This window comes from Pseudomonas sp. NPDC087615, assembly GCF_044743445.1.
GTDB classification, from domain to species: Bacteria; Pseudomonadota; Gammaproteobacteria; order Pseudomonadales; family Pseudomonadaceae; genus Aquipseudomonas; species Aquipseudomonas baetica_A.
Genome location: NZ_JBIUWM010000023.1, coordinates 1 through 24480 on the forward strand (window position 1 = coordinate 1; position 24480 = coordinate 24480).

At 50.9% G+C, this 24480-nt stretch carries 24 protein-coding genes and 3 pseudogenes; 10 read left to right on the top strand and 17 right to left on the bottom strand.

The window, feature by feature from the left end; genetic code table 11:
• Positions 1 to 508 precede the first annotated feature (508 nt).
• A pseudogene (locus ACIOU6_RS13410) lies at positions 509 to 921 on the top strand (transposase); the annotation flags it as partial.
• A gap of 115 nt (positions 922 to 1036) precedes the next feature.
• Here the strand turns inward: ACIOU6_RS13410 and ACIOU6_RS13415 are convergent.
• From ACIOU6_RS13415 to ACIOU6_RS13430, 4 genes and pseudogenes are all read right to left on the bottom strand, one after another.
• A pseudogene (locus ACIOU6_RS13415) lies at positions 1037 to 1168 on the bottom strand (transposase domain-containing protein); the annotation flags it as partial.
• A complete protein-coding gene (locus ACIOU6_RS13420; protein ID WP_401136881.1) occupies positions 1169 to 2179 on the bottom strand; it encodes an NAD(P)-dependent alcohol dehydrogenase in 1011 nt (336 codons plus the stop codon).
• Positions 2180 to 2235: 56 nt separating this feature from the next.
• On the bottom strand, positions 2236 to 2532 hold the full coding sequence (locus ACIOU6_RS13425) for an ArsR/SmtB family transcription factor (protein ID WP_401136883.1): 297 nt from the start codon (positions 2530 to 2532) through the stop codon (positions 2236 to 2238).
• A 67-nt stretch (positions 2533 to 2599) separates the two neighbouring features.
• A pseudogene (locus ACIOU6_RS13430) lies at positions 2600 to 2724 on the bottom strand (transposase); the annotation flags it as partial.
• Positions 2725 to 2987: 263 nt separating this feature from the next.
• Between ACIOU6_RS13430 and ACIOU6_RS13435 the strand changes: the two are divergent.
• From ACIOU6_RS13435 to ACIOU6_RS13445, 3 genes are read left to right on the top strand one after another with little or no spacing between them, the layout of a single operon-like run.
• Positions 2988 to 3599: a TetR/AcrR family transcriptional regulator gene (locus ACIOU6_RS13435; protein ID WP_401136886.1), complete on the top strand. Its 612-nt coding sequence runs from the start codon at positions 2988 to 2990 to the stop codon at positions 3597 to 3599.
• A 21-nt stretch (positions 3600 to 3620) separates the two neighbouring features.
• Entirely contained in the window at positions 3621 to 4298 is a 678-nt protein-coding gene (locus ACIOU6_RS13440) for a glutathione S-transferase family protein (RefSeq protein WP_401136889.1), read from the top strand.
• A 12-nt stretch (positions 4299 to 4310) separates the two neighbouring features.
• The gene (locus tag ACIOU6_RS13445) at positions 4311 to 5009 is read left to right on the top strand and encodes a glutathione S-transferase N-terminal domain-containing protein (protein ID WP_401136892.1); all 699 of its coding nucleotides are present in this window, start codon (positions 4311 to 4313) and stop codon (positions 5007 to 5009) included.
• A 546-nt stretch (positions 5010 to 5555) separates the two neighbouring features.
• Here ACIOU6_RS13445 and ACIOU6_RS13450 read toward each other — a convergent pair.
• The 11 genes from ACIOU6_RS13450 to ACIOU6_RS13500 all read right to left on the bottom strand — a co-directional run bounded on the left by ACIOU6_RS13450 (position 5556) and on the right by ACIOU6_RS13500 (position 17969).
• Positions 5556 to 7127, bottom strand: a complete 1572-nt coding sequence (locus ACIOU6_RS13450; RefSeq protein ID WP_401136894.1) for a diguanylate cyclase — start codon at positions 7125 to 7127, stop codon at positions 5556 to 5558.
• A gap of 1014 nt (positions 7128 to 8141) precedes the next feature.
• Positions 8142 to 8540 carry a DoxX family protein gene (locus ACIOU6_RS13455; RefSeq protein ID WP_401136897.1) on the bottom strand — a complete coding sequence of 133 codons (399 nt, stop codon included), beginning with the start codon at positions 8538 to 8540 and terminating at the stop codon, positions 8142 to 8144.
• Between the two features lie 58 nt (positions 8541 to 8598).
• Positions 8599 to 9675, bottom strand: coding sequence for an FAD-dependent oxidoreductase (locus ACIOU6_RS13460; RefSeq protein WP_401136899.1), 1077 nt, complete (start codon positions 9673 to 9675; stop codon positions 8599 to 8601).
• A complete protein-coding gene (locus ACIOU6_RS13465) occupies positions 9672 to 11861 on the bottom strand; it encodes an FAD-dependent oxidoreductase (RefSeq protein ID WP_401136902.1) in 2190 nt (729 codons plus the stop codon). Before ACIOU6_RS13465 ends, ACIOU6_RS13460 begins: the two co-directional genes overlap by 4 nt.
• The gene (locus ACIOU6_RS13470) at positions 11858 to 12841 is read right to left on the bottom strand and encodes a hypothetical protein (RefSeq protein ID WP_401136905.1); all 984 of its coding nucleotides are present in this window, start codon (positions 12839 to 12841) and stop codon (positions 11858 to 11860) included. Before ACIOU6_RS13470 ends, ACIOU6_RS13465 begins: the two co-directional genes overlap by 4 nt.
• Positions 12838 to 14223: a sodium:solute symporter gene (locus ACIOU6_RS13475; protein ID WP_401136908.1), complete on the bottom strand. Its 1386-nt coding sequence runs from the start codon at positions 14221 to 14223 to the stop codon at positions 12838 to 12840. The genes ACIOU6_RS13470 and ACIOU6_RS13475 overlap by 4 nt, the downstream gene beginning before the upstream one ends.
• Before the next feature lie 11 nt (positions 14224 to 14234).
• Positions 14235 to 15212: an arsenosugar biosynthesis radical SAM (seleno)protein ArsS gene (arsS, locus tag ACIOU6_RS13480; RefSeq protein WP_401136910.1), complete on the bottom strand. Its 978-nt coding sequence runs from the start codon at positions 15210 to 15212 to the stop codon at positions 14235 to 14237.
• Positions 15213 to 15545: 333 nt separating this feature from the next.
• A complete protein-coding gene (locus ACIOU6_RS13485) occupies positions 15546 to 16019 on the bottom strand; it encodes a DoxX family protein (protein WP_401136913.1) in 474 nt (157 codons plus the stop codon).
• Positions 16020 to 16053: 34 nt separating this feature from the next.
• Complete coding sequence (locus ACIOU6_RS13490; RefSeq protein ID WP_401136916.1) at positions 16054 to 16818, bottom strand: putative DNA-binding domain-containing protein; 765 nt, start codon at positions 16816 to 16818, stop codon at positions 16054 to 16056.
• On the bottom strand, positions 16815 to 17669 hold the full coding sequence (locus ACIOU6_RS13495) for a DUF692 domain-containing protein (protein ID WP_401136919.1): 855 nt from the start codon (positions 17667 to 17669) through the stop codon (positions 16815 to 16817). Before ACIOU6_RS13495 ends, ACIOU6_RS13490 begins: the two co-directional genes overlap by 4 nt.
• A 27-nt stretch (positions 17670 to 17696) precedes the next feature.
• Positions 17697 to 17969: a DUF2282 domain-containing protein gene (locus ACIOU6_RS13500; RefSeq protein WP_401136922.1), complete on the bottom strand. Its 273-nt coding sequence runs from the start codon at positions 17967 to 17969 to the stop codon at positions 17697 to 17699.
• 247 nt (positions 17970 to 18216) lie between these two features.
• On the opposite strand from ACIOU6_RS13500, the gene ACIOU6_RS13505 reads away from it, so the two are divergent.
• The 4 genes from ACIOU6_RS13505 to ACIOU6_RS13520 all read left to right on the top strand — a co-directional run bounded on the left by ACIOU6_RS13505 (position 18217) and on the right by ACIOU6_RS13520 (position 20903).
• Complete coding sequence (locus ACIOU6_RS13505; protein ID WP_401136924.1) at positions 18217 to 18789, top strand: sigma-70 family RNA polymerase sigma factor; 573 nt, start codon at positions 18217 to 18219, stop codon at positions 18787 to 18789.
• A complete protein-coding gene (locus ACIOU6_RS13510; RefSeq protein ID WP_401136926.1) occupies positions 18786 to 19427 on the top strand; it encodes a DUF1109 domain-containing protein in 642 nt (213 codons plus the stop codon). The genes ACIOU6_RS13505 and ACIOU6_RS13510 overlap by 4 nt, the downstream gene beginning before the upstream one ends.
• Positions 19428 to 19525: 98 nt before the next feature.
• Positions 19526 to 20212, top strand: a complete 687-nt coding sequence (locus tag ACIOU6_RS13515; RefSeq protein WP_401136929.1) for a DUF2064 domain-containing protein — start codon at positions 19526 to 19528, stop codon at positions 20210 to 20212.
• Entirely contained in the window at positions 20202 to 20903 is a 702-nt protein-coding gene (locus ACIOU6_RS13520) for a TIGR04283 family arsenosugar biosynthesis glycosyltransferase (RefSeq protein ID WP_401136932.1), read from the top strand. Before ACIOU6_RS13515 ends, ACIOU6_RS13520 begins: the two co-directional genes overlap by 11 nt.
• Before the next feature lie 159 nt (positions 20904 to 21062).
• On the opposite strand, the gene ACIOU6_RS13525 is transcribed toward ACIOU6_RS13520, so the two are convergent.
• A complete protein-coding gene (locus tag ACIOU6_RS13525) occupies positions 21063 to 21743 on the bottom strand; it encodes a haloacid dehalogenase type II (RefSeq protein WP_401136934.1) in 681 nt (226 codons plus the stop codon).
• 55 nt (positions 21744 to 21798) lie between these two features.
• Complete coding sequence (locus ACIOU6_RS13530; RefSeq protein ID WP_401136936.1) at positions 21799 to 22329, bottom strand: TetR/AcrR family transcriptional regulator; 531 nt, start codon at positions 22327 to 22329, stop codon at positions 21799 to 21801.
• 322 nt (positions 22330 to 22651) lie between these two features.
• Between ACIOU6_RS13530 and ACIOU6_RS13535 the strand changes: the two genes are divergently transcribed.
• Positions 22652 to 23224, top strand: coding sequence for a carboxymuconolactone decarboxylase family protein (locus ACIOU6_RS13535; RefSeq protein WP_401136938.1), 573 nt, complete (start codon positions 22652 to 22654; stop codon positions 23222 to 23224).
• A gap of 151 nt (positions 23225 to 23375) precedes the next feature.
• Positions 23376 to 24143: a haloacid dehalogenase type II gene (locus ACIOU6_RS13540; RefSeq protein ID WP_401136940.1), complete on the top strand. Its 768-nt coding sequence runs from the start codon at positions 23376 to 23378 to the stop codon at positions 24141 to 24143.
• The last annotated feature ends 337 nt before the right edge of the window (positions 24144 to 24480 follow it).

A 24480-nucleotide genomic window follows, 5' to 3' on the forward strand; every position in this document is an offset into this window, starting at 1 on the left:
GAGCTATATCCAAGATAGTGTCCACTAAAAAATGGTGTCCACTATCTTGTCTAATTTGGAGAACGGTCAGGAGTGGGTGCTGACCGGACGGTTACGTAAAGACTCCTGGTACTACACGACATTAAGCCGCCTCTTCGACTTTTTAAAACTAATGGGCAAAGACGGGTCGAATAGGGAGGTTTGTGGACGTAACTATGATATCTGGAGCTAACATCTATGATCGGTATCGTTATTCCTGCCGATAACGAAGAAAACCATATCACCGTCTGTCTTTCATCTGTTTTGTTCGCTGCTGAGCATCCTGTTCTGGCAGACCAGTCAGTATCGATAATCGTCATCCTAGATAATTGCTCCATCAGACGTATCAGATTGTTTCAGCTCTCGGTGTCAACAGCCTTGAGATCGCTTTTCACAACGTGGGCAAGGCGAGAGCTACCGGTGCAGTGAAATTGTCTAATGGAGCCGAACGCCCATTTAGGCGAGAGTGCTCGCCAGATCGAGGTGTCAGATGACCAAACAACGCCGTACCTTTTCAGCCAAATTCAAAAGCAAGGTCGCCGACCTCGTGCTCATGCAAAACTACAGCTATCTCGAAGCGAGTCGCTCACTTAGCATCGGCTAGTCGACGCTGCGTCGCTGGGCGGATCATGTTCAGCAGGAGCGCGAAGGCGTTACCCCATAGAGCAAAGCGCTGACACCGGAACGACAAAAGATCCAGGAGCTGAGCACCCGAATCGCCCGCGTTGAGCGGGAGAGGTCGATATAAATAGGATGCCGCGCTCTTGGTCGTACGCGCTGATCAATCAGCTGAGCGTCCGTGAGCCGGTTGAATGGCTATGCAGGATGTTTGAAATCAACCGCTCAGGTTACTCCGACCATAGTCTCAGACGTCGGACTCCTGATGTTGAACGGCTTCGGTTATCCACTGTTTTATCCCCTTGACTGATCGAAGAGCTACTTAAAAGATTATGGTTACCTTGTATATCGAACAAACGAGCAGTAGATATAGTGCTACGCGGCGCGCATGCCTCCGGGATCACGCCCCGCGCAACCAAACCTGGTGCCAGTTGTGTGGCAGCAATTGATCGATTTCAGTAGGCCGCAGCGTCGGCAGCCGTGTCAGCATCTCTATGAGATAGGCATACGGATCATGCCCATTCATGCTTGCTTAGATATCCAAGCAAATTTTGCCGAAATGCTGGTTGGTTTCCTGATACTTGAACGCTTCGACAATCTCGCTCAAAGGGAAATGACGATCAATAATCGGGCGCATACCATTAGCATTGATGGCTCGGATCATGTCTTGCTGATGGCTGCGGCTACCCACCAATACACCCTGCAGACGCACTTGCTTGATCAGTGCCGGTACAAAATTCATTGCACCGCTTACGCCACTCAATATCCCGATGACGGAAATGTGACCAGCAACCCGAATTGCAATCATCGATTGCTCTAGCGTCGCAGGGCCGCCGACTTCGATGATGTGGTCAACACCACGGCCACCTGTTAGAGCGCGTGCAGTTTCGCCCCAGTTAAGGTCTTTGCGGTAATTGATTACATGATCAGCACCTAGCGCTTTCAGACGTTCAAGTTTTTCGTCGCTTGAAGAGGTAGCAATGACGGTAGCACCGGCCATTTTAGCGAACTGCAGGGCGAAAATTGAAACGCCACCAGTGCCTTGAACTAACACGGTGTCGCCCGGCTTGAGGGAGTCATCAGCCATCAGGGCGCGCCATGCAGTAACGCCGGCGGTGGTAAGCGTTGACGCTTCAGCATGGCTGTAGCCAGTAGGCGAGAGGCTGAACGATGTGGCTTTGGCCGTCACTTGCTCACGAGCGTAGCCGTCAATGCCATCACCTGGCACGCTGACAAAGCCTTCAACCAGGGGCGCACCGTTGATCCACTCGGGGAAGAAGGTGCTGACGACCGAATCACCCACCTTGAATTCAGTGACATCTGGGCCGATAGCAATGACTTCACCCGCACCATCGGCCATGGGGATTCGTTTTTCGCTAGGGCCCCACATGCCGCTGACCACCGCGAAGTCGTGGTAATTAAGCGAGTTGGCGTGAAGGCGTACGGTGATTTCGCCACGCGCTGCGGCTCGGACTTCGCTGCTGCCAACCACAACATTTTCATAGCCGCCACCGGGTTCGACGAAGATAGTTTTGCTGCTCATAGGGGTTTCCTTATGTTTTCTAATTACGCGAAATAACGAAATGAAAATTTAAAAAATTACAATTCGATGATCAGCCTAGCCGCAAAGTCATCAATCGCCTGCTCATTTCGCCGGTAGTAAGTCCACTTTCCGATGCGGGTGGTTAGCACGAAGCCTGCACGTTGCAAGATAGCTAAATGTGCAGACGCGGTAGAAGGTGAAAGCCCGGCCTTGTGCTGCAAATGGGTTACGCACACTCCTGTCGCAGGATCGCCGTGATCCTGAGGTGGGAAATTACTGAGTGGGTCTTTGAGCCACTCCATCATTTGCATGCGAGTGTCATTGCCCAAGGCTTTAAGCTGTTCGAGTATCATGGTTGGGGATGTTACGCTTTTTTACGAAATGTTCAATAAGTAATCTATTACCCCTTCGCAAGGGTTTGAAAGAAAAGAGGCTATGCGTCGACACACGAAGACGCATAGCCACATCAGCGACAGGCAGCTTCTTTTCGGTCACTTGATTGACCGCTTGGATTTTGATTCTTCGAGATGACGTGGGTTGCTCATGGCGCCTCCTGATTGGCTCAGTGTGAGGCAAGGAGGTGTGTATGAAACCTGGGCCGATTCAGATTGAGCTTTCCCTGAGTTACTGAATTGAGACCCGCATTCGTCAACCAATAGCCTCGCGACGGGAGCCCTGATGCTTGCTGCGTAGGGCCCCTCGGTTAAATCGCAAACCTGAAAAATACGGAGTCGAAGATTAGTTTTGTGTCGGATGATACAAAACATGTGTTATGGTCTGTTACAAACCTGCAGAGATTATTCAGTCAATGGCCCGCCCCCGTACATTCGATGAGTCAATGGTTCTAGGCGCCGCAGTCGAAGCATTCTGGACGCATGGATATGAGGGTACTTCCACCCGAGATCTGGTCAAGGCAACAGGCCTAAACCAGCCAAGCCTGTACAACGCCTTTGGCGATAAACGCAGCCTTTATCGTCGTTCCCTTGATCACTATCTGGAATGCAGCGTGCGTGAGCGAATTCAGCGTCTTGAAGGCTTGCCTCATTCTGGAATGGCCATTACTAGGTTTTTTGCAGAACTGGTAGATCGCACGCTGAACGATCCCCTTCATCGCGGATGCCTGTTGGTGAATTCGGCCATCGAGGCGAGAGCAGATGACGCAGACTTGCGTCAGGCAGTGGTAGATGAGCTCCAGACAATTCGAAGTTTTTTTGAAGGCCGGCTGGTTGCCTTCACCACGCAACGCGACGTTGCTGAAGAAGTCGATGCAACGGAGGGCGCCAATCTTCTCCTTAGCGTATTGCTAGGCGTTCGAGTGTTGGCGAGAATTAATCCTGATCCTGCGTGTGTCACAGACGCTATTGGTATTGCACTCAAATGTCTAGGGCTTCCGCCCCTGGCACTTTGCGACATTCACTGACCGCCACTACACGGAATCAACATGATCAAGTTCTACTATCACCCGTCACCCAACCCCGCAAAAGTTGCGCTTTTCCTCGAGGAAGCAGGTCTTGCGTACGAACTCGTCCCTGTCGATACCCGCAAGGGAGAGCAGCACAATCCGGCGTTTCTCAAGATCAACCCAAACGCCAAGACACCTGCTTTGGTTGACGGCGACACCGTAGTGTTCGACAGCAACGCCATACTGCTTTACCTGGCGGAAAAGAGCGGAAAATTCCTACCTGCTGACAATCTGAAAGCCCGTGGAGAAATGTATTCCTGGCTCATGTTCGTCGCGACTGGCATCGGCCCGTACTCTGGTCAGGCAGTGCATTTCAAACACTTCGCCCCCGACCCGAAAGATTACGCCGTTACCCGTTACACCTTCGAAGCCTGGCGTCACTGGACGATCATCAACGACCGCCTGGCAAACATGCCTTATATGTTAGGAAATGAGTACACGCTGGTGGATATGGCGGTGTGGGGCTGGGCGCGTGCAGTACCTTTCATCCTGGGTGACGAAGCTTGGGGGAAACTTCCAAGCGTCAAACGGCTCCTTGATGAAATCAATGCGCGACCGGCAGCTCAGCGAGCTGAAGCACTGAAAAGCCAACACAGTTACAAGACCGAAATGGATGCTAAAGCCCGTAAAGCGATGTTCCCTCAGATTACTCAGTAGAGGTGCAAGATCATGATCGACCTGCATTACTGGACTACCCCCAACGGGCACAAAATTTCCATGTTCCTTGAAGAGTCGCGCCTGCCTTATCGCATCGTGCCGGTGAACATTGGGAAAGGAGAGCAATTCACGCCTTCATTTTTAAAAATTGCTCCCAATAATCGTATTCCAGCCATTGTCGATCATGTGCCACTGGACGGTGGTCAGCCGTTGTCAGTCTTCGAGTCGGGCGCCATTTTGTTGTACCTAGCAGATAAAACTCATCAGTTCATTCCTGGCGATCTACGAGGACGCAACGAAACCTTGCAGTGGTTGTTCTGGCAAATGGGTGGGTTGGGGCCGATGGCGGGGCAGAATCATCACTTCGTACAATACGCTCCCGAGCCAATCCCTTATGCGCAGGAGCGCTACATCAAGGAGACGGCTCGACTATATGGCGTATTGAACAAGCACTTTGCTGATGGTCGCGGCTACATTTCGGGTGATTACAGCATTGCCGACATGGCCTGTTACCCGTGGATTGTGCCTCACCTGCGGCAGCAGCAAGATCTTGCTGACTTTCCTCATTTGGCACGTTGGTTTGAGCAAGTAGGTAATCGACCAGCCACGAAGCGGGCTTATGCTCTTGCAGAGCAAATCAACACCGCACCGGTAGTTGACGAGAAAACCCGAAAGCTGCTGTTCAATCAAGATGCGAGCACCGTCCGATAAACGGATGCACCGCATGCTGTAATGGCGTGCGGCCCGTCTCATCATGCTTCTTCAGGCTCAAGGGTAAGCGCCGTTATATGAGAGAGCTAGAATCCAGTTTATGAGCAGATTCACCGTATTTGCATAAATGGTTCCGCTGGCGATCAATTGCCCACTTAGAACCAGAGGTAGGCGTCAAGCTGCGATTGACTATGCCCATACGCTCTGCTCATGCTGAACCTACTTCAGGATCCAACAAGGACATGCATGCGGGGCAGTGTCGAATACTCGCACGCCGAAGGCCCATTGCGCCGCTGACCGCTGAAGGGGCCTGTATATAGAAATTATTAGCGCAATAACGCTTAGTCAAAGGGTTTGCTTCAGGTGGCGGCTTAGGTCGTATAATTGCTTCCAGCCTAGGGGCGCTTTATTGCTGCCCATAAAATTGAGTGCTTCCTGCGCGGAACTGGATGTGAAGCGTTTAGTTTTCCCTTTCTAAATCATTCGTGCCTGACGAGACAAATGTCGATAACATATATCTTGATGGAGATGTTCGTTAGATATCTTTTAGACTTCGACTCGATTTCTTCCATTGTGTTTGGCCTTGTAAAGCATCTCGTCCGCGATTTTCAGCACCCCGTTGATATCTCCGGTGTCACGGCTCCAGCATGCAACACCTAGAGAGATAGTGATGCGGCCTACTATTTCGAATTTCATTAGCTCGACTTCTTTTCGGAGGCGTTTAGCAAACTCTTCAGCAGGTTTTGAACTTAGGCTGGGTAACAATATTAGAAACTCTTCACCGCCCACTCGACAGACTATGTCATCATCACGCGAAAGCATTTTTAGTTTGTCTGCTAGACTGGATAGGACTTTGTCGCCGGCGTCATGGCCGTAAGTGTCATTGACGGATTTGAAGTGATCGATATCCAAAGACACTATGGCGAAATTTTCGTTTTCTGATTGCATGATGTCTAGGGCCATGTCTAGTCCGCGTCGATTGTGAAGACCAGTTAATGGATCACTTTTGACATCCAAAAGCAGTTTGTTTATCTTGCAATGAACTCTCTTAAAACTGGACAGCAGTGCTCGTTTTATTTCATTGGATTCAAAATACCAAGAGCGAATTTTCTGTATGCGATCTGCGGTAGTGGGTCGATCCATGTGCTGAGCACTGTCGGCAAGTTCCCGTAATGGTAATGTTATTTTTTTAGTGAACCACCATATTAATAATAGGATTAAAGATGTTAAAGGTAACGTGTTAAGTAGAACGTTGATCATTAACCCATTGAGTGGCGCTAGAGTGGCTTGAGTCGGTCTCTGTGTGACGACTCCCCAGCCCGTACTCGATACTATGGCGTACCCGGCCAACATATCTATACCTGTGCTATTTATAAGCCGCATACGCCCGCTCTCACCGCGAGTTATCGCATCGATGGCTAGATTGTTAATGACATTTTTCCCCACTCTCTCAGGGTCTGGGTGATATAACAGATGTCTGTTGTGGTCGACTACATATAGGTAAGAGCCGTCGCTATAGTAGTGTTCGCCAAGTAAATTATTCAGAATGTTTTTTTGCTTAAGGTAGATGGTTCCGCCAATGTAACCAAGGTATTGGCCTTTGTTGTCAATGACAGGATTAGAAATAAAAATTAATAGGTTGCCTGCTGCCGAAATATAGGGCGAACTAATCAGTGGGCGCCTTTTCTGTATAGCCTCTTTAGCTCCTGGGGACTCAATTATTTTTCCAAAAATATTAAGGGTTTCTGGGGAGGTGGCTAATACCTTTCCATTCATATCAACAAATACGACGGAGTTGAAACTATCCGTCTGCAAACGCAGGCGATTAGCTTCCACTATCAATGCGGTTGGATTTCTGAAATTTTTTGCAAGATCTTTAGCGCTATAAGCCAGTTGCTGTTGTGCAGATTTTAAGAAGTCATCGATGCTGTCGGCTAATTTCTTGGAGTAGACTCGATTGCTTTCAAGAGTGTTGTCAATTAGCAGTTGATGCTGGACGCCATAGCTAGCATAAAACGTATTGGATTGGAAAGTCAGCGCGCTGAGAAGGGCAAGAAGCAATATCAGGCGAGGTAAATTTATACGAAAAAAAGGTGCGGCGCTAAATATTGATCTCATTGTGCAAAGTCTACCTTTAGAAGGTGGATTACATATTACACCATATGTCTAGTTCTTTCTGTATTTTTGTTTGCGGGGGGGGGGGGGCTTTACGCTGACGATATAGGGCTGAATATGCGTGATCTATGGGGGGAAATCATAACCACAGCCTGACGCCAACACACCTGAAGCGAGCGCATACATTACTCCTGGCAAACTCATGTTAAGACCATTTCCAAAAAAAGTGACTGGAGCAAGTAATAGCAAAAATGGAAGACGCCTTGCGAAATTCCCGGTGTTTTCCGCAAGTGGATTCACAGTGGTCTTACCGAGTAGTGAATAGGCGCCGCACGCCACCGGAGATTGTCATTAGCACTGCACTACCGAGGGGCGGAGAACTGGCGCTTGGCAGCAGCAAGAAAAGTACGCCGCAAGATGCCGTCACCATGCCAATTAGCACTATCTTACGAAAACGTTCACCTTTCATCCAGGAGACAATGAACATCGTGATTTGCACCGCGCCGAACAAAATTAATGTTCCCATACCTGCGCCCAATTGGACATAGCCAATGGAGAAAAGATAAGCTTATTTAAAGAGTGAAAAGCCTCCCTTCCAGCTTCCCCCGACAGTTACCCTAGGATTGCGTGATCTGATCAATAGCAGCACAAAGAGACCGCCGCTTAGCAGTCGGATTACAGTAAATGACTCAGGGGGAATTTGCCCCTCCACCAAAGCTTGACGGAAAAAAATTGAATTTGCTGCGACGGGCATCAAGCACAACATCACTAGAAGCACAAAACTTGAGCGGAAGATCCGATCACGAATCGCGTATGGATTTGTATTTATTACAAAAAAACCTGATCAATAGAAGCGCAATATCCACGTCTCCGGCGAAATTTGAACTTTTAACTTTGACGGAATAAAATCATTGTCAGGTGTCAGGTGTCAGGTGTCAGATGTGCATTGCTGGGTCGCCAATATATAGATTTTTGACCCAGTTTTTTTCAGTGAACTGCTAGGCTATGGGGAGGTTATTAGCACTTATCCAAGACCATCCGATCCTCGTCTCGAAACGCGATCAAAAGCAAACTTCCTGCAAAGATGATAAGTGATGGGTAGAACAACGCGTTGGATCCCTCAAAAATCCAACCCCATGGGTCTATGACTGATTTCATCACGGCCAGAAGGGATGCGCCGTTGAATAGCACCTGTATGGGGTATACCCAACGGCGAGCGAAGCCAACAATGATCAGCAATCCAATGAGTATTTGAACTACTCCACCAAATTGCAGGATATTTTCAGTTCCTAAGCCCAGGTAATATTTGTTAGCCACGGCCACGCTGTGCGCCACATTAATAACCTTATCGGCTCCCCAGATGACCAACAGCCAGCCAAGTGAAACCCTTAGCATTAGCAGTGTCCAACTCTTCATTACAGAACCTCAATGTTTGTGTGTGGAATTAGTTACTTGCTTCAACGCCATGTTGTCGTCACATGATCGTTAGCTTGTTTATGAATTTTTGATCAAGTCGATCTTTCCACCATCCAAATGAACGGCCCTCCGCAGTTATCCCCGCCCAGCTCATCAAGGCACCGCCCTTACCGTCTGCCAAAAGTGCCAATGCGTGGCGTTGAGGCACAAAATTGATCAGATGTTGGCCTTCTAAAGCCGCAGCCAGATTTTTGGCGAGTAAAGCCCCCTGGCGCACCGCATAAACACCGTTACGCGGGCAATCAGGCAGGCTGGCACAATCACCCACCGCAAGAATTTGCTTGTGGGATACGCTCTGAAAAGTCGGAGTAATAGCGACAAACCCGCGTTTATCTTGAGCAAGCACTCCCTCTTTTAACCAAGGCAGAGGCGCTGCTCCGGTAGCCAAAATGAGTCGTTTACCGCGCCAAACGATCTGCAATCCGCACAACAATGCATCGCCATCCACCTTCTCGACTGCGGAGCCCTCAATAAGCTTTACATTACTCCTCACAAGGCACCGTATTGCCCGAGCCCTCAGCCCTGGCGGATGCCCAGCAAGGATCTCTCCAGAGCTGATAAGTGTTAACTCTGAGACTTGAGGTGCAAGGGCAAGAGCGAGCTCAACCCCTGCGGCACCGCCACCCAGAATTGCCAAGGGCGTAGGTGATTTCTGCCAGGTACTCCAGGCGCAGACGAGCCCCTCGAAAGGCTTAACTGGAACCAGTTCCAACTCGCGAAAATCTCCCGGCAGTGCCTCTGGTTTTGAGCCGACGTTTAGAGACAACCAAGTAGCCGAACAAACACGCCCATCGGCAAGCCTCAATGAGTTTGAGTTGGGGTCGATGCCAACAATTCGCCCCTGTATCAGGTCAACCCCTGCGCTAGCGCAGAGCGCAGGAAGAGGTACTCGACACTGCTCTGGCCGATACCTTCCAGCCAGCAAGCCCGGAAGCATCCCAGAGTACCAAGCCGATGCTCCATCGCTTATGAGAGCGATACGTCCGTGAGGCCGAGGAACAGAAAGCCACTGGCGAAGCACTCCCAAATGGGCATGGCCAGCTCCTGCAAGCAGGAGGTCAAATTCCGCGTTCAAGACGGTTTCTCGTCCGTATTGAAGCCAGACTCAATATGCTGGAGCCCGCCCAAGCGCCAGCGATGAAATTTTGAAAGCCAGCGCAGTGCTCCGATGGGGGCATGAGCACGCTTCCATTCTCCGGCAGCATATTTGTTCGCTTCGGCCAAAGTAGGATAGATATGGATCGTCCCGAGTATTTTGTTCATACCGTAGCCATGTTTCATGGCAGCTACGTATTCGGTGATTAGATCACCCGCGTGCTGGCCTACAATTGTTGCGCCAAGGATCCGATCCTTGCCAGGTTCAGTCAGCACTTTGACGTAGCCGTAGGCTGCGCCATCGGCGATAGCCCTATCTAGATCATCAATGCCAAAGCGGGTGACTTCGTAGGCAATGTCTTGGGATTTGGCTTCTTGCTCATTCAAGCCAACACGTGCCACCTCTGGATCAGTGAACGTCGCCCAAGGAATCACCCGGTAATCGACTTTGAATTGCTTAAAGCCCCCAAACAGTCCATTCACGGCGGCATACCAGGCTTGGTGCGCTGAGGTGTGGGTGAATTGATAAGGCCCCGTGACGTCCCCTACAGCAAATATATTGGGGAAGCGTGTTGCCAAGTATTCATTGGTGTTCAGAGTGCCATTGCCTCGCACCTCCAGACCAAGTTCTTCAGCGCCGAAACCCTTTACATTAGCGACCCGGCCTAAGGCCAAAAGCACTTGATCGAAAAGTATTGTCACTTCGTTGTTGTCCGCGAGGTTTAAGCAAATCAGCTGCTGATTGCCTTCAATAACCTCAAAGCGTATCGCTTTATGCTGCAACCTGAGATCGACACCATCCGCCCTGAGGCTTGTCATAACGAGGTCACTCGCATCTACATCTTCACGGATCAATAGTCGCTCAACCATCTCGACCTGGGTCACAGCACTTCCCAAGCGCTGGAACGCTTGTGCCAACTCACAACCGATTGGCCCACCTCCCAAAACGAGCAATCGCTTTGGTTGTTCGCGCAATGCCCATATGTTGTCCGAGGTAAGAGGAGTGATGAGCTCAATACCTTCAATTTTGGGTATCAATGGACGGGCGCCAGTGGCGACAATGATGGATCGAGTGCTGAGGGTTTTACCATTGACCTCAACCGTCCAGGGAGAGGTGATCCTCGCGTCTCCCTCAATGACTTCTACGCCTAGCTTTGTGTAACGGTCGATGGAGTCATGTGGCTCGATTGTCGACACCACGTGCTGAATACGTTGCATGACTGCCGCGAAATCAACCTCGCCGGCCACGGACTTAAAGCCCAGGTTCTCGGCTTTTTTAAGTTCGTGGGCAAATTTGGCAGACCGAATGAGTGCTTTAGAAGGAACGCACCCCGTATTAAGGCAGTCGCCGCCCATCTTGTGCTTTTCGATCAACGTGACATTTGCTTTCACAGCCGCTGCTATGTACGCCGATACCAGGCCACCGGAGCCAGCGCCAATAACCACCAAATTGCGATCAAATCGCTTGGGCTTCTTCCAGCCTGAATACACTTTTCGAGTCTTGAACCATTCCAGAGTTTTGCGAGACAACATCGGTAGCAAACCAAGCAACAGGAATGCACCGATGAGACTGGGTGATAGGATTCCACCTAACGAATTGAGTTGACCAAGCTCGCGACCAGCATTCACGTAAACCAGCGTGCCGGGCAGCATACCCAGCTGACTGACCCACCAGAATGTGCGCACAGGCAACTTGGTCAATCCCATCGCCAGGTTGATCAATACGAAGGGAAATACGGGTACCAGGCGCAAGGCGAATAAGTAGGATGCCCCCTCGCGCTCAACCCCTTGGTTTATTCCCATCAGGCGTTTACTGAACTTGGCTTGCACCCAGTCGCGCAGCATGAAGCGACTGATCAGCATCGCCAATGTCGCCCCAAGCGTAGATGCAAAGGACACCAGGAGCGTACCGCCGAATAAGCCAAATAATGCACCGCCAAGCAGCGTCATCAGAGCCGCGCCGGGTAGCGAAAGAGCTGTCACCAAAACGTATATAAAGAAATACGCCCCCCCAATAAGCCAAGGGTTGGCAGACACCTGTTCACTAAACGCTTCCTGCTGGGTTTTGAGGTTTGTCAGGTTGAGATATTGGCCCAGATCGAAGATAAAAAAAGAAGCGATCAGCGTAGCTATCACCACTAGAAGTATGAGCTTACGAAGATTCATGAGAGTGGATCCTTTTGCGTAGAAACTGAACACTCCTGAAAGCCGCCCAGCAAGGCTGATGATGGAAGATCGTCAGTTCCGTTGAGCAAACGATCACGATAAGAAAGCGCTGCCGGGCTCTGTGAGGGCCATTGCCGGTCGAAGTCTTGGAGAAAGGCCACATGGTCGTAATCAAGCGAAATCGCTTCGACATAGAGCCCGAGTATTTGGGCGCGATATAGCGCCTGGGGATGTGGTGAGGAAGCTATCCGTGTGACAAGTCCTTTACGTTCTGCGCTGAAGTTTGGAATGCCGGCAGCACCGTTGTTGATCACCGCCCCAGAGCCCCAGCTCAAGGCTGCGGGGGAGCAGGTGTGACTGGTGGCGAAAACATCGATTTTTCGTTTCGCCATCCAATCCGCTAATTCCCTTTGGCGATCAACAGATCTCAATGCCTCGCGTGAGCACTGCCAGCCGGCAAGTGAGCGCTCATCACCATGACTGATGGCGACTGTACGTCCAGCAATTTCGACCAGCGCATGGGCAGGACGCAACGCGACTGAAGCTCTCAACGAGGGAAGAGTAGCGAAGGTTTCGCACAGCCGTTCATGGATAGAGTTAGACCAAGCGACCGTGAGTTCTGTTGCCTCCTCAGGATAGGCGCACCCGCATCCCGTTCCGCTGTCTTCCACGCGGACTAACTCAGTCTCGACGTTACCGCGAAGAAGAACGTGAGGGGCAACGCGATCCTCGAGGCGCCGGAAGATTTCTGGATCACGATCAAACCAGTGCAAGTCGCCGTTGAACACAACACGAGCTTCTGGCTCATCTGCTAGCAACATTTCCAGCGCATCTAACGCATAAGTGTTTCCGTAAAGGCCGCCTACGACGTAGAGCGTTTTGCAGCCAAATTGCGCGGGGCCGTCGAATGCCGTGTGCGGCAATCTGTAGTCCAGAGGACAATCGCGCCCAGGTCGCATGAGCATCCTGTCAAGACTCATATTGCGACTCGCTTAGCTAGGTAGCCCGGGATCAAATAACCCAGTATGCATAGCGCCAATCCGTAAAGATTGGTACCCAACAGCAGGGCATATTTGCCATCACCAATAGCCCAACTTTGAGGTATCCAACCCAACGTAAGAGCTATGCCCAAGGCAATGCCGCACCAGAAACTCAGGTGAAACCCCAACCGAGTCGGAGTCACCATTCCATGTAAAACGAATACGGGTGCGAGACCGATAACCATTGTGCCGCTCAAGGTTGTTGCTTTGAGAATGTCGGTTCCGGTGAGCATTGGAATGTTGCCCAAGACGGCGAATATCATCATCACAGACATGCCTACACCGATTGCCTTTTTGCCTATGTCATAGCCAGCCAACAGTGGCAGCTCTCGACCCACTAACTTGGCCAGACTAGAAAAAGTAGAGTCAAGAGTGGAGCCTGCTGCTGAGACCATCACTACGGTCATGACCAGCAGAGCGACTACTCCCATGGATTTCGCCAGTGCTGCCGGGACGTTATCGGAAACACCTATTCCAATTAGGGTGGTATGTACGCCGATCAAACTGAAAGCAAGGATGGCAACAAAACCCAGCAGGCCGGCAACGAAGAAAGACCTACGCATTGTTCGTTCTTCGCTGATGAAGCCACGATCCGTCAGGACGGGATCGTGAAACGGATAACTGAATATTTGGAGCCCTGCGACCAGTAATAAATCAACACCAGAGCTCATCGCCCAATGACTGGTACTCATCAACTCCTTGGCGCTGTGCTGCGGTAAAACCAAGCCAAGCACCCAAACAAGGGCAATCAAGAAAATTCCTGCCTGGGCCGCATCGGTCATGATTGAACTGCGAAGTCCACCACGAAGGCTGTATGCCAGCGTCACTACGGTGAACAACGAGGCGGATACAATAAACTCAGTGCTACCGGCAGCCCCATAGTAGCCACCGACCACGGCGGTGTTGCTCCATACCTCGTTAAAGAGCCTGATCAGAATGGCTGCGCTGAAAGCCAGTGCCGCAGATAGACCGTAATTGGTGGTCAGAAAGCTGACCAATCCCGTCGCTCCAAAACCTCGGCGCAGCCTGAATATGACTAAACCTGCCAGCGGGATCGAAAGCCAATAGGTGGCATAAGCCAAGCCACCAATCAATCCATAGCTTGCGCCCAAGTTGGCAGCGTTCGTCACCGACTTAGCGAAAATCCAGCTGATAAAAATACTTGATGTCACTAACCAGGGAGCCGCGCTACGACCTTGGGAATCTTCGCCATGGAAGAAGCCCCCCAGGGTTACAGCACGAGGCGACAATGCGTACATGATGAGACCGTAAATCAGTAAAAAACCCCAAAAAAACACACCTAACAGGCTATTCGGCTCCATTGGTCTTTCCTCTATTCCTTCAATGCGCCAGCACAACTCGAACCCTGACCAGCTGTGCACGCAAAGCAGTGATCACGAGTGCTTATTGGGTTATTTTCCAGGCTTGACGATTCGAGCAAATCTCGTAAATGAGGCCGATCACGACCAATCAGATCAGGTATGAGCATCGGCAGGTCTAGCATTTGGTTGAAGTCGCAGTCGTAGAGGTAACCTTGCCAGTCAACGCTGACCAAATTCCGGCACATGACTTCATCTAGATTCTCTGGTCGATAGCTGTCTCTAAGCAGCTGCATGTAATTACCGAACTGTCCTTTGCTAACGAGGGTGCTTCCAAATCGGGCAATGGGTTGATTGGTAATAGTTAAGAGATGGTTGAACTGAATGCCGAAATCCTCCGCCAAGTGAGCTTTGTAATCTATTTCTAGCTGGGCCTGCGGCGGGGGCAAGTTTGCGCCTTGAGGGTTGTAGACAAGGTTCAGGATTAATCCGGTTTCTGAGTTACCGTACCCGAGCTTGTTGAGCTTCCTGAGGCCTTCAATGCTGGCGTCGAATACGCCATCACCTCGTTGCTTGTCGACATTCTCACGGGAGTAGCAAGGCAGAGATGCAGTCACCTCAACGCCTTGCTCTGCTAGAAATGCCGCTAAGTCCTCATACCCAGGCTCGCAAAGAATTGTCAGATTGCAGCGATCAATTACACGCAATCCTTCGCGTCGAGCATGTACAACGATTTCTCTGAAGCGGGGATGCATCTCAGGAGCGCCCCCGGTCAGGTCGAGGGTTTTCACTGGATGGGCGTCAATAACTTGATGCAACAATGCCAGGCTTTCATCCGTCATGGATTCTGTGCGAGTCGGGCCTGCATTGACATGGCAGTGCAGGCAACGCTGGTTGCAAAGGTACGTGAGGTTGACCTGCAAGGCTTCCAAATGACCACGGTGCAGAGGTGGAAAGCTCAGGGCATTCAGAAGCGGTAACATTGCGTGCATGGTGATACCTACTCTCGAAAACTGATGTTCTGAGGCCATAGCCTCTCGGTGTTACAGATGGATCTCTCGTAACCGGCTAGTGATCGTGCTGAGGCTCCTAGTACATGCAATGGAACAAGCACGGTTCCTCAACCCCGATGTCGCCAAATATCTATTCGGACGAGCACAAAATACTCAATTGCTGACTTTTGGACTTTTCAGTCCGCAAACCAGGAAAATAGACCTATCTCAGTATTGAGCACCGACGCTTAAAGCCTGTTATCTGTTCGAAAAAATTGGTTTTGACTTATCACACGTCCTCCGACAGACAGGACGAGGACAAGGTACAAAGCATCATTTGATGCCGAGTGGTCGATCCAGCGACATTGAACCACCACCACGTGCAACGATGAGCAATAACAGGCCTGCCCAGGAAAGGTGTGTTGGCCAGGCATCAGGGTAGACAAACACTTGGATTACAAAAGTCATTCCCAGTAATGCCAAAGCAGATAGCCGTGAGAATAGGCCCAGCACAAGAAGCAGAGGAAACAAATGCTCACTATAGGTAGCGAGATGCAAGGCCAGTTGCGGAGAGATCAGTGGCAGTGCGTATTCTGTGCGGAACAACTCATAGGTACTGGGTGTGATCGTCAAAAAGCCACTGACTTTGGTGCGTCCTGACATAAAGAACAGGGCTGCGATGGAGAGGCGAGCTACCAGCACCAATAGCGAGTCACCAATCATCAAGCCAAGTCGATCTGCAATGCGGTTCCAAAGGCCACGCAAAGATTTGTCGGCTGTGGACGAAGTATTTCGTATGGCGTCCATGATCTGCTCCGTTGGTTAAGTCGGTGTTAAGTCTTCAGGAAGAGCTCTGGGTGTTTACAGCGACGAACGCGTCGGCACTCAACAAGCGGGCAATGAGGTCTGCCAGATCCAAATCAGGCTGAACCTCAAGGGCTTTTCCTGCTGCTAGTCCGAGCGGTAAGTGTGCCGCGCACGCGTCCAGAAACGTGCAATCCGCAGCACTGGCCGCCTCCCAACAAACCCGGCCCTGCTTGCGCGTCAGAAGTGCTCCTTCGCCGCGCCAGTCGAGTTCGTCAGGCATGTCCCGTTGTTCTCGATTGAAGCGCCAAATGGTGTAGGCCGGGTGGTCAGGGAACCAGGCCCAACGGGAAGCTGCTCTCAGTGAGATCCGGCTATGGGCCAGCTCCTTTTGGGATAGGCTCGCTAACGCTTTGGGATTAATGTCGGGTTCATCTTTAGCGCAATGGACTTCTGTCCAGAGTAGATCCAGGCGTGCGACGTCACCCAGATAAGACATTTCCTGCGCATGCTCAAAGGCATCGAGAAAGTCCGGGAAACCAGCGCCGTAGTGCAGCAACCGGGAATCCGTTGGCGGAGACTGCCGGGCATAGATCGCTGCGGCAGCCTTGAGCCAGTCTGTCCCGACCAAACGCTCTATGGTGGGAAAGTTCGCGAGTAGTGCATCCGTGGATCCTTTCAATACAGTATTGCGGTACACCAAAAAACCGGGCTGTTCGATTAGAGCAGTCATTCCACTCGAATCACGCCCATATAACGCATCGACGAATGCATCCTGAAAGCTTTCGAGTGATGTGTTCATATCGTCACTTCCGATGGTCGCTTCTTACCGATGTTCAACAGAGTCTGTGCTCTGTCTCTTTCGGCCAGCAAGACGTCGAATCCTGGGATATGGTCGTCGCGCTCGATCAACGTCGGGCGCATGCCGATCCGCTCGATAACTCGTTGATACAGCAACCAAACGTCATCTGCGATTGGAGCATCGTGAGTGTCTATCAGCAGGCGCGTATCTCCCGGATCCACTGCGTGACCCGCCAAATGGATTTCCACAATCGCCTTAGCCGGGAAGGCGTCTAGATACGTCGCGGCATCAAAGCCCAGGTTATGCGCGCTGATATGCACGTTATTGACATCCAGCAGCAACCCACAGCCAGTTCTCACGCTCAGCTCGGTCAAAAAATCGAGCTCGCTGAATTCATGACCATCCAGGTTTAGGTAATGGGTGGGGGTTTCAATTGCGATATGACGCCCCAGGGCGTCTTGTGTCCGTTGGATATTGCTTACGATGCGCTGCAATGCCTCGACCGTGCGAGGAAATGGCAGTAGGTCAGGATGATACTGACCACGCCAAGCTGACCAAGCTAGGTGTTCGGAAATCAACGCAGGCTGAACGTGATCTGCCAGCGCTTTCAGGCGCTTCAAATGGTTTTCGTCCGGCGGACAATCGGCAGCAAGTGAAAGCGAAACGCCGTGCAGCGCCAGCGGGTGCTGACTCCCGATTGCCTCCAGCCATGCGAGACGGGGGCCACCACCTACCATGTAGTTTTCCGGATGAACTTCGAACCAGAGACCCTCAGCCCTGCAGTCGAGCGCATCTGAGTAATGATTCGATTTCAGGCCGAGTCCGGCCCCCATCTGGCGTTCAGTTTTCATGGTTGGCATGCCCCCGCGCTGTCACGATTACTTAGATTCGAGCGAGCCCATGCCTTTTGGCGTTTTGATGGAGGTACAAGTACCTGCAGGAACGTTTTTCCAGGCATTTGCCTGGTAGTCTACTTTTGCGGTGCCAGCACAAGTAGTACCCGCACCCGCCTTGCAATCGTTATGGCCGGCCATCGCAACGCCATAGCATTTCTCCATAGCGCCTGCGGCAGCAGGAGTCTCTGCAGCCATAGCACCTGCTGCAAATGTAGAGAAGGCAACGGCGAAGGCGGCAAGTTTGAGATTGTTCATGGTGTGTCTCCAGATGATGGGGGTTGGTCGTCGCATCAGCGCTTGATGCACTGTGCTTGCGATCCAAAAGGTAGTTCGATGGTTCTTCACATTCGGTTACAGCGACCGCAAAATATTTCTCAACCGGCAAAACTGATTCGCTTGTTACCTTATGCCGGTAACCGCATGTAAGATCCGCTGCCCGTCACTAACGCTGGCTTCATGCCGGAGCGAGATATTTTTACCTTTCGTGTAACCAGAGCGAACGATGGAACGAACTACACATAACGACGTGTTGCGCAGTCGAGAGCTCCACCTTCAGGCTCTATTTATCGCAGGTCTGGACGGAGATGAGCGGTCTTATAGAACGTTTTTATCGGAGCTAAGTGGCCATCTTCGTGGTTTTTTACGCTCGAGACTTCAGCAGCGACCTGGGGAAGTCGAGGACTTGCTGCAGGAGGTTTTACTGGCCGTTCATAATGCGCGTCAGACCTACCGGATAGACCAACCGCTGACGGCGTGGGTTTTTGCCATTGCGCGTTACAAGCTCACCGATTTTTTTCGTGGGAGGTCACGTAGTGACGTGTTCAACGATTCCCTCGACGATGCGGCAGAGCTATTTGCCGAGCCACATCTTGAACCTGCGCAGGCCAGTCGTGACCTAGGCAGGTTGCTTGAGCAACTGCCGGAGCGTCAGCGTCTGCCTATCGTGCACGTGAAACTTGAAGGTTTGTCCGTTACTGAAACTGCGCGGATGACTGGGTTATCTGAGTCTGCGGTGAAGATAGGCATACACCGTGGGCTTAAAGCACTGGCGTTAAGAGTTAGAGGTGCAAGATGATTACTGATGATTTTATTTCCATGCTCGCGTCGGGCGTGACCCCGGTTGACCGCAGGGCGCTCGCTAAGCGATTCAGCGGCGCTGTGCTAGCCGGCCTCCTGGGCGCCACTTTGCTGGTAATAGCAATAATGGGCGTTCGACCAGACCTGGGCCAAGTCATCGCCACACCGATTTTTTGGGCTAAGATCGCTTTTCCGCTCTGCCTGATGATCGGTGCGCTGAGCATGGTAGCGAGGCTGGCTAGACCGGGAGTGGCCTCGGGCCCCGGCAAAATTCTGATTGTTGCCACAGTCGCTTCGGTGTGGGTCGCATCTATCTATGTACTCTTGGTGGCCCAACCTGACGACCGCGTTGCGATCATCCTCGGCGAAACTTGGAAGGTATGCGCGCTCAGCATCACGTTGCTGTCGATCCCTGGGTTTGTCGCTGTGTTTTGGGCGCTAAGCGGTTTCGCACCCACCAACCTGACGCTGGCAGGTGCTTGCGGCGGACTTCTAGCAGGCTCAATGGCAACGATTGCATACTCCCTTCGGTGCCCCGAGATGCAGATACCATTTTGGGGGGTGTGGTACTTGATGGGCATGCTGGTGCCGACGGTACTAGGCGCATTACTCGGACGACGTTGGCTGCGCTGGTAACAGATCGTGCGCGTCACCCACGCTGGCGGTCTGAGATATCCGCGTACGCCATCGCTTCTGGCGATGCACGATACCTGACACATATTGGGATCAAGCAGATGAGCTCGCTGAACAATCATGATTCATGCTTGGTACTGCTTTGCAAACGACCTGCTTTAGGTTACTCAAAACAGCGGCTGGCAGAGGGCGTTGGTAAGGAGCGCGCCCTGGCTGTAGCTCAGTTGCTTCTCGAGTGCGCTATAGAAGACCTTTGGGGTTTTCCAGGCACTCGAGCTTTGGCTCCTGATCAAGCACAACACCAGCAATGGGGCCAGGCTCTGTGCGAGAGCGCACTCTGCATTCCACAGGGCGAAGGGAACCTCGGTGAACGGTTGAATGCATTGGATATGCAACTCCGTAACCTGGGTCACCAGTACCTGATTTACATAGGAAGCGACTGTCCATTGTTAGGCCCTGACGACTATCAACGTGTGAACGAGCAACTTCGGCACTCAGATACAGTGCTCATGATGGCGCAGGATGGTGGCGTTGTTCTTATGGCCTCTCGTAAGCCCTGGCCGACCTTGAGCGCTTTGCCTTGGAGCACTCAGCATCTCGGTCAAGCATTACTCGAATGTTGCCGGAGTTCGGGCCACTCGGTTTCACTGGCTGGTGAGTTATTCGACATCGACCTCCAAGAAGACCTAAAGCCCTTGCTAGAGGCACTGGCTCAGGATGCACGACCTGCGAGATTAAAACTGAAAAATGCGTTGGCAGGTTTGCTGGAAGTATCAGATGAAAAATAACGCCTCTGTCAGCATTATCGTGCCTTGCTGGAATGACGAAGCAGCGCTGGAAAAGCTGCTCAATCATCTAAATCTAATGGCAAAAAATGAGCGTGAGTCACTACAACTGATCGTGGTTGATGCGGCCCAAAGCACGAGTTGCCTAGAAATTTGTCAACGTTATGGTTCGCTTTGGATACCTGCATCACCCTGCCGAGGTGAGCAGCTGCGCTTGGGGGCAAGCCACGCAGTTCATTCTATTCTCTGGTTTTTGCATGCTGACGCTCATCTAACGTTTGATTGCCTGCCTGCTATCCGCAATGCAACCGACTCCGGTGCATCAGGAGGTTATTTCGCATTCAGATTCTCCAATGCCAATTGCTGGCAAAGCAGGTTGTTAGAAAAACTGATCAACATGCGTACCCGCTTTGGGATTCCTTACGGCGACCAGGGATTATTTTTCCAGCGCGATATCTACCTGTCATCTGGACAACATGATGCGTCACCGTTGTTCGAGGAGGTCGAACTTGTGAGGCGCGTCCGTGACCAAGGCCGATTCGTAGAGTTGGCTAAAGGTTTGGAGGTTGATGCAAGACGTTGGCAGCGCGATGGCTGGTGGCATCGTTCGTTTCGTAATCGTTTGCTCGCGATAGCTTATTGGATGGGTGTCCCAGCGTCCCGATTAGCAGCTATTTATAGTTCGAGAAAATGATTACCTCTACCAGCGTAACCAACCCACGCACTCCCGAAAATGCACTAATCATAGGCAACATATTACTAGCGCTCCCCCAGCACCTTGTGCGCAGTGTGGTGACCAATACGACCATATTCAGCCAGACCTCCTTCCAGACCTGACTCCTTAGGGCGCTATTTACACATCAAGACTTCGTATTTCGTGGCAGGCACCTGCCAAGCCATCCAAGACTATGTGCGGCTTAATTCCCCAAGGATCAAATTGCGCCGCTGATTCACGATTAACCCAGGCACATTTCAAGCCCGAAAACATTGCTCCCAAGACATCAAAGGTGTTGCTTGAAACCAAACAGATTTCTGCCCAGGGCAGCGCACACACGTCGACCAGATGATCATAAACTTCTGGCGCGGGCTTGAAGGAGCGCACCGACTCTACGCTTACAATCTCCGTGAAGTAATCGAGAATATTTGCGTGCTGTAGCAGCCGCTCGACGGCTTGCTTGCTACCATTTGAAAATGCGTACAGACGCAAGCCACTGCCTACCATTTCCTCCAACGCGCTGCTTACATCAGCGAATGCATCAAGCTCAGAGTAGGTGTTCATGAGCACCTTGATCTCAGCACCGTCCAGTTCAATCTGCTGCTCACGACAGGCGAAGATCAATGCTTCGCGAGTACATACAGAGAAGTCGCAATAATCCCGCATTAAACCTCTGCGAAAGCTGTACTCCAATTGTTTCTGTCGCCAAGTCTTCGCCACATCTACAGCTTTCTCACCAACCACTTGGGTCAACTGGCCTAGTACAGCCTGAGTGTCGATTAACGTTCCGTAGATATCGAATGCAACTGCCTTGATCATCGTGGTAATCCGTCTTGAGTTAATTTAGAACCGATCAGTCCATAATTAATTAAATTTAAGCCCAGCGCGCCATCACCAGATCGATCACCGTAAGCAGCTCTCGATGCGAGAGCCCAGATTTGGTTTGGGTGCGCAGACCATTCATTACGCAATGCATTAAGAGGGCAAGCTCTTCCGGCGTCTTATCAGCAGATATTTCACCGCTCTCCTGGGCTCGCTCAAAGGCTAACTCGAACACTCGACGGAATCGCTTGGAAGCCAGGATCACTAGGCGATGTATCGCCGGGTCGGAAGATGAAAATTCGTTGGCTACGTTCACGAGCATACAGCCACGGGGGCTGTCTCGCGAAGCATCCTCGAGCACGGACATCAGGCATTCTCGAATGAATTCGAGCGCGTACTCGGACTCGTCAAGGCGCTCACGCATAAACCTTGCCCGTCCCTCGAAATATCGAGTGAATGCAGTCTCGAATAGACTCTGTTTGTTACCGAAGCTTTCATAAAGACTGCTTTTGGAAAGACCAGTAGCTTCAAGCAGATCCTGCAGGCTCGTGGCGTCATAGCCTCGACTCCAGAAAAGCTCCATGGCATTTTCCAGTACAAGTTCAGGGTCAAAGATTCTGGGGCGTCCACGATTCATGCGGCCATTATGGACTGATCGGATTTTTTTTCAAAGCCCGACCGGGTTAGGCTGCTGACGACAAAGAGGAATCCATCCCTTTAGCCCCCTGAAACTGGTGCGAGCATCATTCCACAAGATTCGTTTCTCGGGAGAAATTGACTTATGAACCGATCAGTCCCAAAATAAAAAGTGACCCTCCGTGAATTTTTCCAGAGGTCTTGGGACACTCGGAGCCGCAACCGAGTCAAATTAAGGACTGATCAGTCCGCAAATAGAGGAGCTCATAATGCTCAGCGAATACAAGATTTCTCTCCCGTCGCTTACTCCTGAGTCTGCCGAAGGTCATGGCCGGGATGTACTGACTAAGGCAAAAGCACAGACAGGGTTTATCCCTAATATGTATGCACGCATGGCTAACTCGCCAGGTTTGCTCGAAACCTACCTGCAAGGCTATGCGGCCTTCAGAAAAGAGTCAGGGTTCTCCTCGGAGGAGCAAGAGGTCATCTTCTTGGTTATCAGCCGCGAGAACGGATGTGAATACTGCATGGCTGCTCATAGCACCTTGGCAGACGTCATGTCAGGGATGGCCCCGGAGGTGACGGACGCAATTCGCAATGGCACACCAATCAGTGATTTCAAGCTTGCCGCTTTAGCCGAATTTACCAGCGTAATGTTCCAGACCCGTGGCCTACCAACTGAAGAGTCAGTTCAGTCGTTTTTGAAGGCCGGCTTCAGCGAGCGGCACATCCTCGAAATCGTTCTCGCGTTGGCCGTGAAGACCCTCAGCAATTACTCCAATCACCTCTTTCATACACCCCTAGATGAAAAGTTTGCAGCCCGCGCCTGGACGCAGAACTGATTTCAACCTGTCATGCCGGTTGAGCGCTTCCAGGTTGCGTTTTAGCGCTCACTGGTTTGGTTGCAAGAAATGCGTGTTCGCGCAAGAAACATAGAACACAGGATTACTCAAATGCTGCCCAATTTTTCAAATTATGAGAGATAGACCAAAGATGAAAAGTATTCGATCTGTTTTTAATTTTCTAATAGCTGCATTGCTGGTCGCTTCCCCATTAGCATTCGCGAGCCAGAAAACAAAAGCTTCGGACGCAGATGTCAAAGTTATTTTTTTTGATGTAAATGAAACCCTTCTAGATCTTCATCCTCTACAAAAAACAGTCGGAGATGCGCTTGGTGGCAGGCCTGACTTGTTGAGCATTTGGTTTTCGACGATGCTGCATTATTCATTAGTAGAGACATCAATTAATCAATACCATGACTTTGGCCAGATTGGTGCTGCAGCACTAATCATGGTTGCTCAATCGAATGGATTGACTATTACTCAAGACCAGGCAAAGAACGCTATCGCCCCCATCACTAGCCTTCCGGCGCATCCTGATGTTCGCACTGGATTAGAAACGCTAAAGAACAAAGGCTACAAATTAGTGGCGTTAACAAACTCGTCACGTTCCACCGTAGAGAAACAACTGAAAAACGCAGGATTGTATGATTTGTTTGACGAGTATTTGAGTGGTGAAGCTGTGCACAGCTATAAGCCAAATCTAAAGGTCTATGATTGGGCGATGCAAAAAATCGGAGTAAGCGGCATGGAATCCTTGTTAGTCGCCGCACATGGTTGGGATGTAGCGGGCGCTAAGGAGGCAGGCATGAAAACAGCATTCGTAGCACGAACTGGACAGGCAATGTATCCATTAGCGAAATCTCCTGATTACACAGTCAATGACTTAGTTGAGCTCTCGAATTTACTGCCGAAGCGTTAAGCCAAAAATTGCTTACTGACGTTACTTGCCAGCGGACTTTAAATTATTGAGGTTGAGTGGAGTATCATTCAAACTTGCTGCGCACTCCACTCGCCGCACTTTTAACACCGGTTACCGTATAGACTTTATACATTTCTTTTTTGGTTTTCTCCCCACACTCCTAAGCATTGCGCCACTAAAAAACCAAATAAAAACGCACCCATAAGACTTCGAGGCAAGGTCTATTGTTAACCGCCACTTTATTTTGCCTTGACGGTTTTTTAAAATTGGCCGTACAGTGTGTTCAAGTCGGCTAGCTCGAATGGACAACCAGTTAATCGACCAAGCAGCCTTCAGG

Coding starts and splice junctions, on each gene's coding strand:
- ACIOU6_RS13420 (WP_401136881.1), bottom strand. CDS start 2,179: ATGAGCAGCAAAACTATCTTCGTCGAACCCGGTGGCGGCTATGAAAAT.
- ACIOU6_RS13425 (WP_401136883.1), bottom strand. CDS start 2,532: ATGATACTCGAACAGCTTAAAGCCTTGGGCAATGACACTCGCATGCAA.
- ACIOU6_RS13435 (WP_401136886.1), top strand. CDS start 2,988: ATGGCCCGCCCCCGTACATTCGATGAGTCAATGGTTCTAGGCGCCGCA.
- ACIOU6_RS13440 (WP_401136889.1), top strand. CDS start 3,621: ATGATCAAGTTCTACTATCACCCGTCACCCAACCCCGCAAAAGTTGCG.
- ACIOU6_RS13445 (WP_401136892.1), top strand. CDS start 4,311: ATGATCGACCTGCATTACTGGACTACCCCCAACGGGCACAAAATTTCC.
- ACIOU6_RS13450 (WP_401136894.1), bottom strand. CDS start 7,127: ATGAGATCAATATTTAGCGCCGCACCTTTTTTTCGTATAAATTTACCT.
- ACIOU6_RS13455 (WP_401136897.1), bottom strand. CDS start 8,540: ATGAAGAGTTGGACACTGCTAATGCTAAGGGTTTCACTTGGCTGGCTG.
- ACIOU6_RS13465 (WP_401136902.1), bottom strand. CDS start 11,861: ATGAATCTTCGTAAGCTCATACTTCTAGTGGTGATAGCTACGCTGATC.
- ACIOU6_RS13470 (WP_401136905.1), bottom strand. CDS start 12,841: ATGAGTCTTGACAGGATGCTCATGCGACCTGGGCGCGATTGTCCTCTG.
- ACIOU6_RS13475 (WP_401136908.1), bottom strand. CDS start 14,223: ATGGAGCCGAATAGCCTGTTAGGTGTGTTTTTTTGGGGTTTTTTACTG.
- arsS (WP_401136910.1), bottom strand. CDS start 15,212: ATGCACGCAATGTTACCGCTTCTGAATGCCCTGAGCTTTCCACCTCTG.
- ACIOU6_RS13485 (WP_401136913.1), bottom strand. CDS start 16,019: ATGGACGCCATACGAAATACTTCGTCCACAGCCGACAAATCTTTGCGT.
- ACIOU6_RS13490 (WP_401136916.1), bottom strand. CDS start 16,818: ATGAACACATCACTCGAAAGCTTTCAGGATGCATTCGTCGATGCGTTA.
- ACIOU6_RS13495 (WP_401136919.1), bottom strand. CDS start 17,669: ATGAAAACTGAACGCCAGATGGGGGCCGGACTCGGCCTGAAATCGAAT.
- ACIOU6_RS13500 (WP_401136922.1), bottom strand. CDS start 17,969: ATGAACAATCTCAAACTTGCCGCCTTCGCCGTTGCCTTCTCTACATTT.
- ACIOU6_RS13505 (WP_401136924.1), top strand. CDS start 18,217: ATGGAACGAACTACACATAACGACGTGTTGCGCAGTCGAGAGCTCCAC.
- ACIOU6_RS13510 (WP_401136926.1), top strand. CDS start 18,786: ATGATTACTGATGATTTTATTTCCATGCTCGCGTCGGGCGTGACCCCG.
- ACIOU6_RS13515 (WP_401136929.1), top strand. CDS start 19,526: ATGAGCTCGCTGAACAATCATGATTCATGCTTGGTACTGCTTTGCAAA.
- ACIOU6_RS13520 (WP_401136932.1), top strand. CDS start 20,202: ATGAAAAATAACGCCTCTGTCAGCATTATCGTGCCTTGCTGGAATGAC.
- ACIOU6_RS13525 (WP_401136934.1), bottom strand. CDS start 21,743: ATGATCAAGGCAGTTGCATTCGATATCTACGGAACGTTAATCGACACT.
- ACIOU6_RS13530 (WP_401136936.1), bottom strand. CDS start 22,329: ATGGAGCTTTTCTGGAGTCGAGGCTATGACGCCACGAGCCTGCAGGAT.
- ACIOU6_RS13535 (WP_401136938.1), top strand. CDS start 22,652: ATGCTCAGCGAATACAAGATTTCTCTCCCGTCGCTTACTCCTGAGTCT.
- ACIOU6_RS13540 (WP_401136940.1), top strand. CDS start 23,376: ATGAAAAGTATTCGATCTGTTTTTAATTTTCTAATAGCTGCATTGCTG.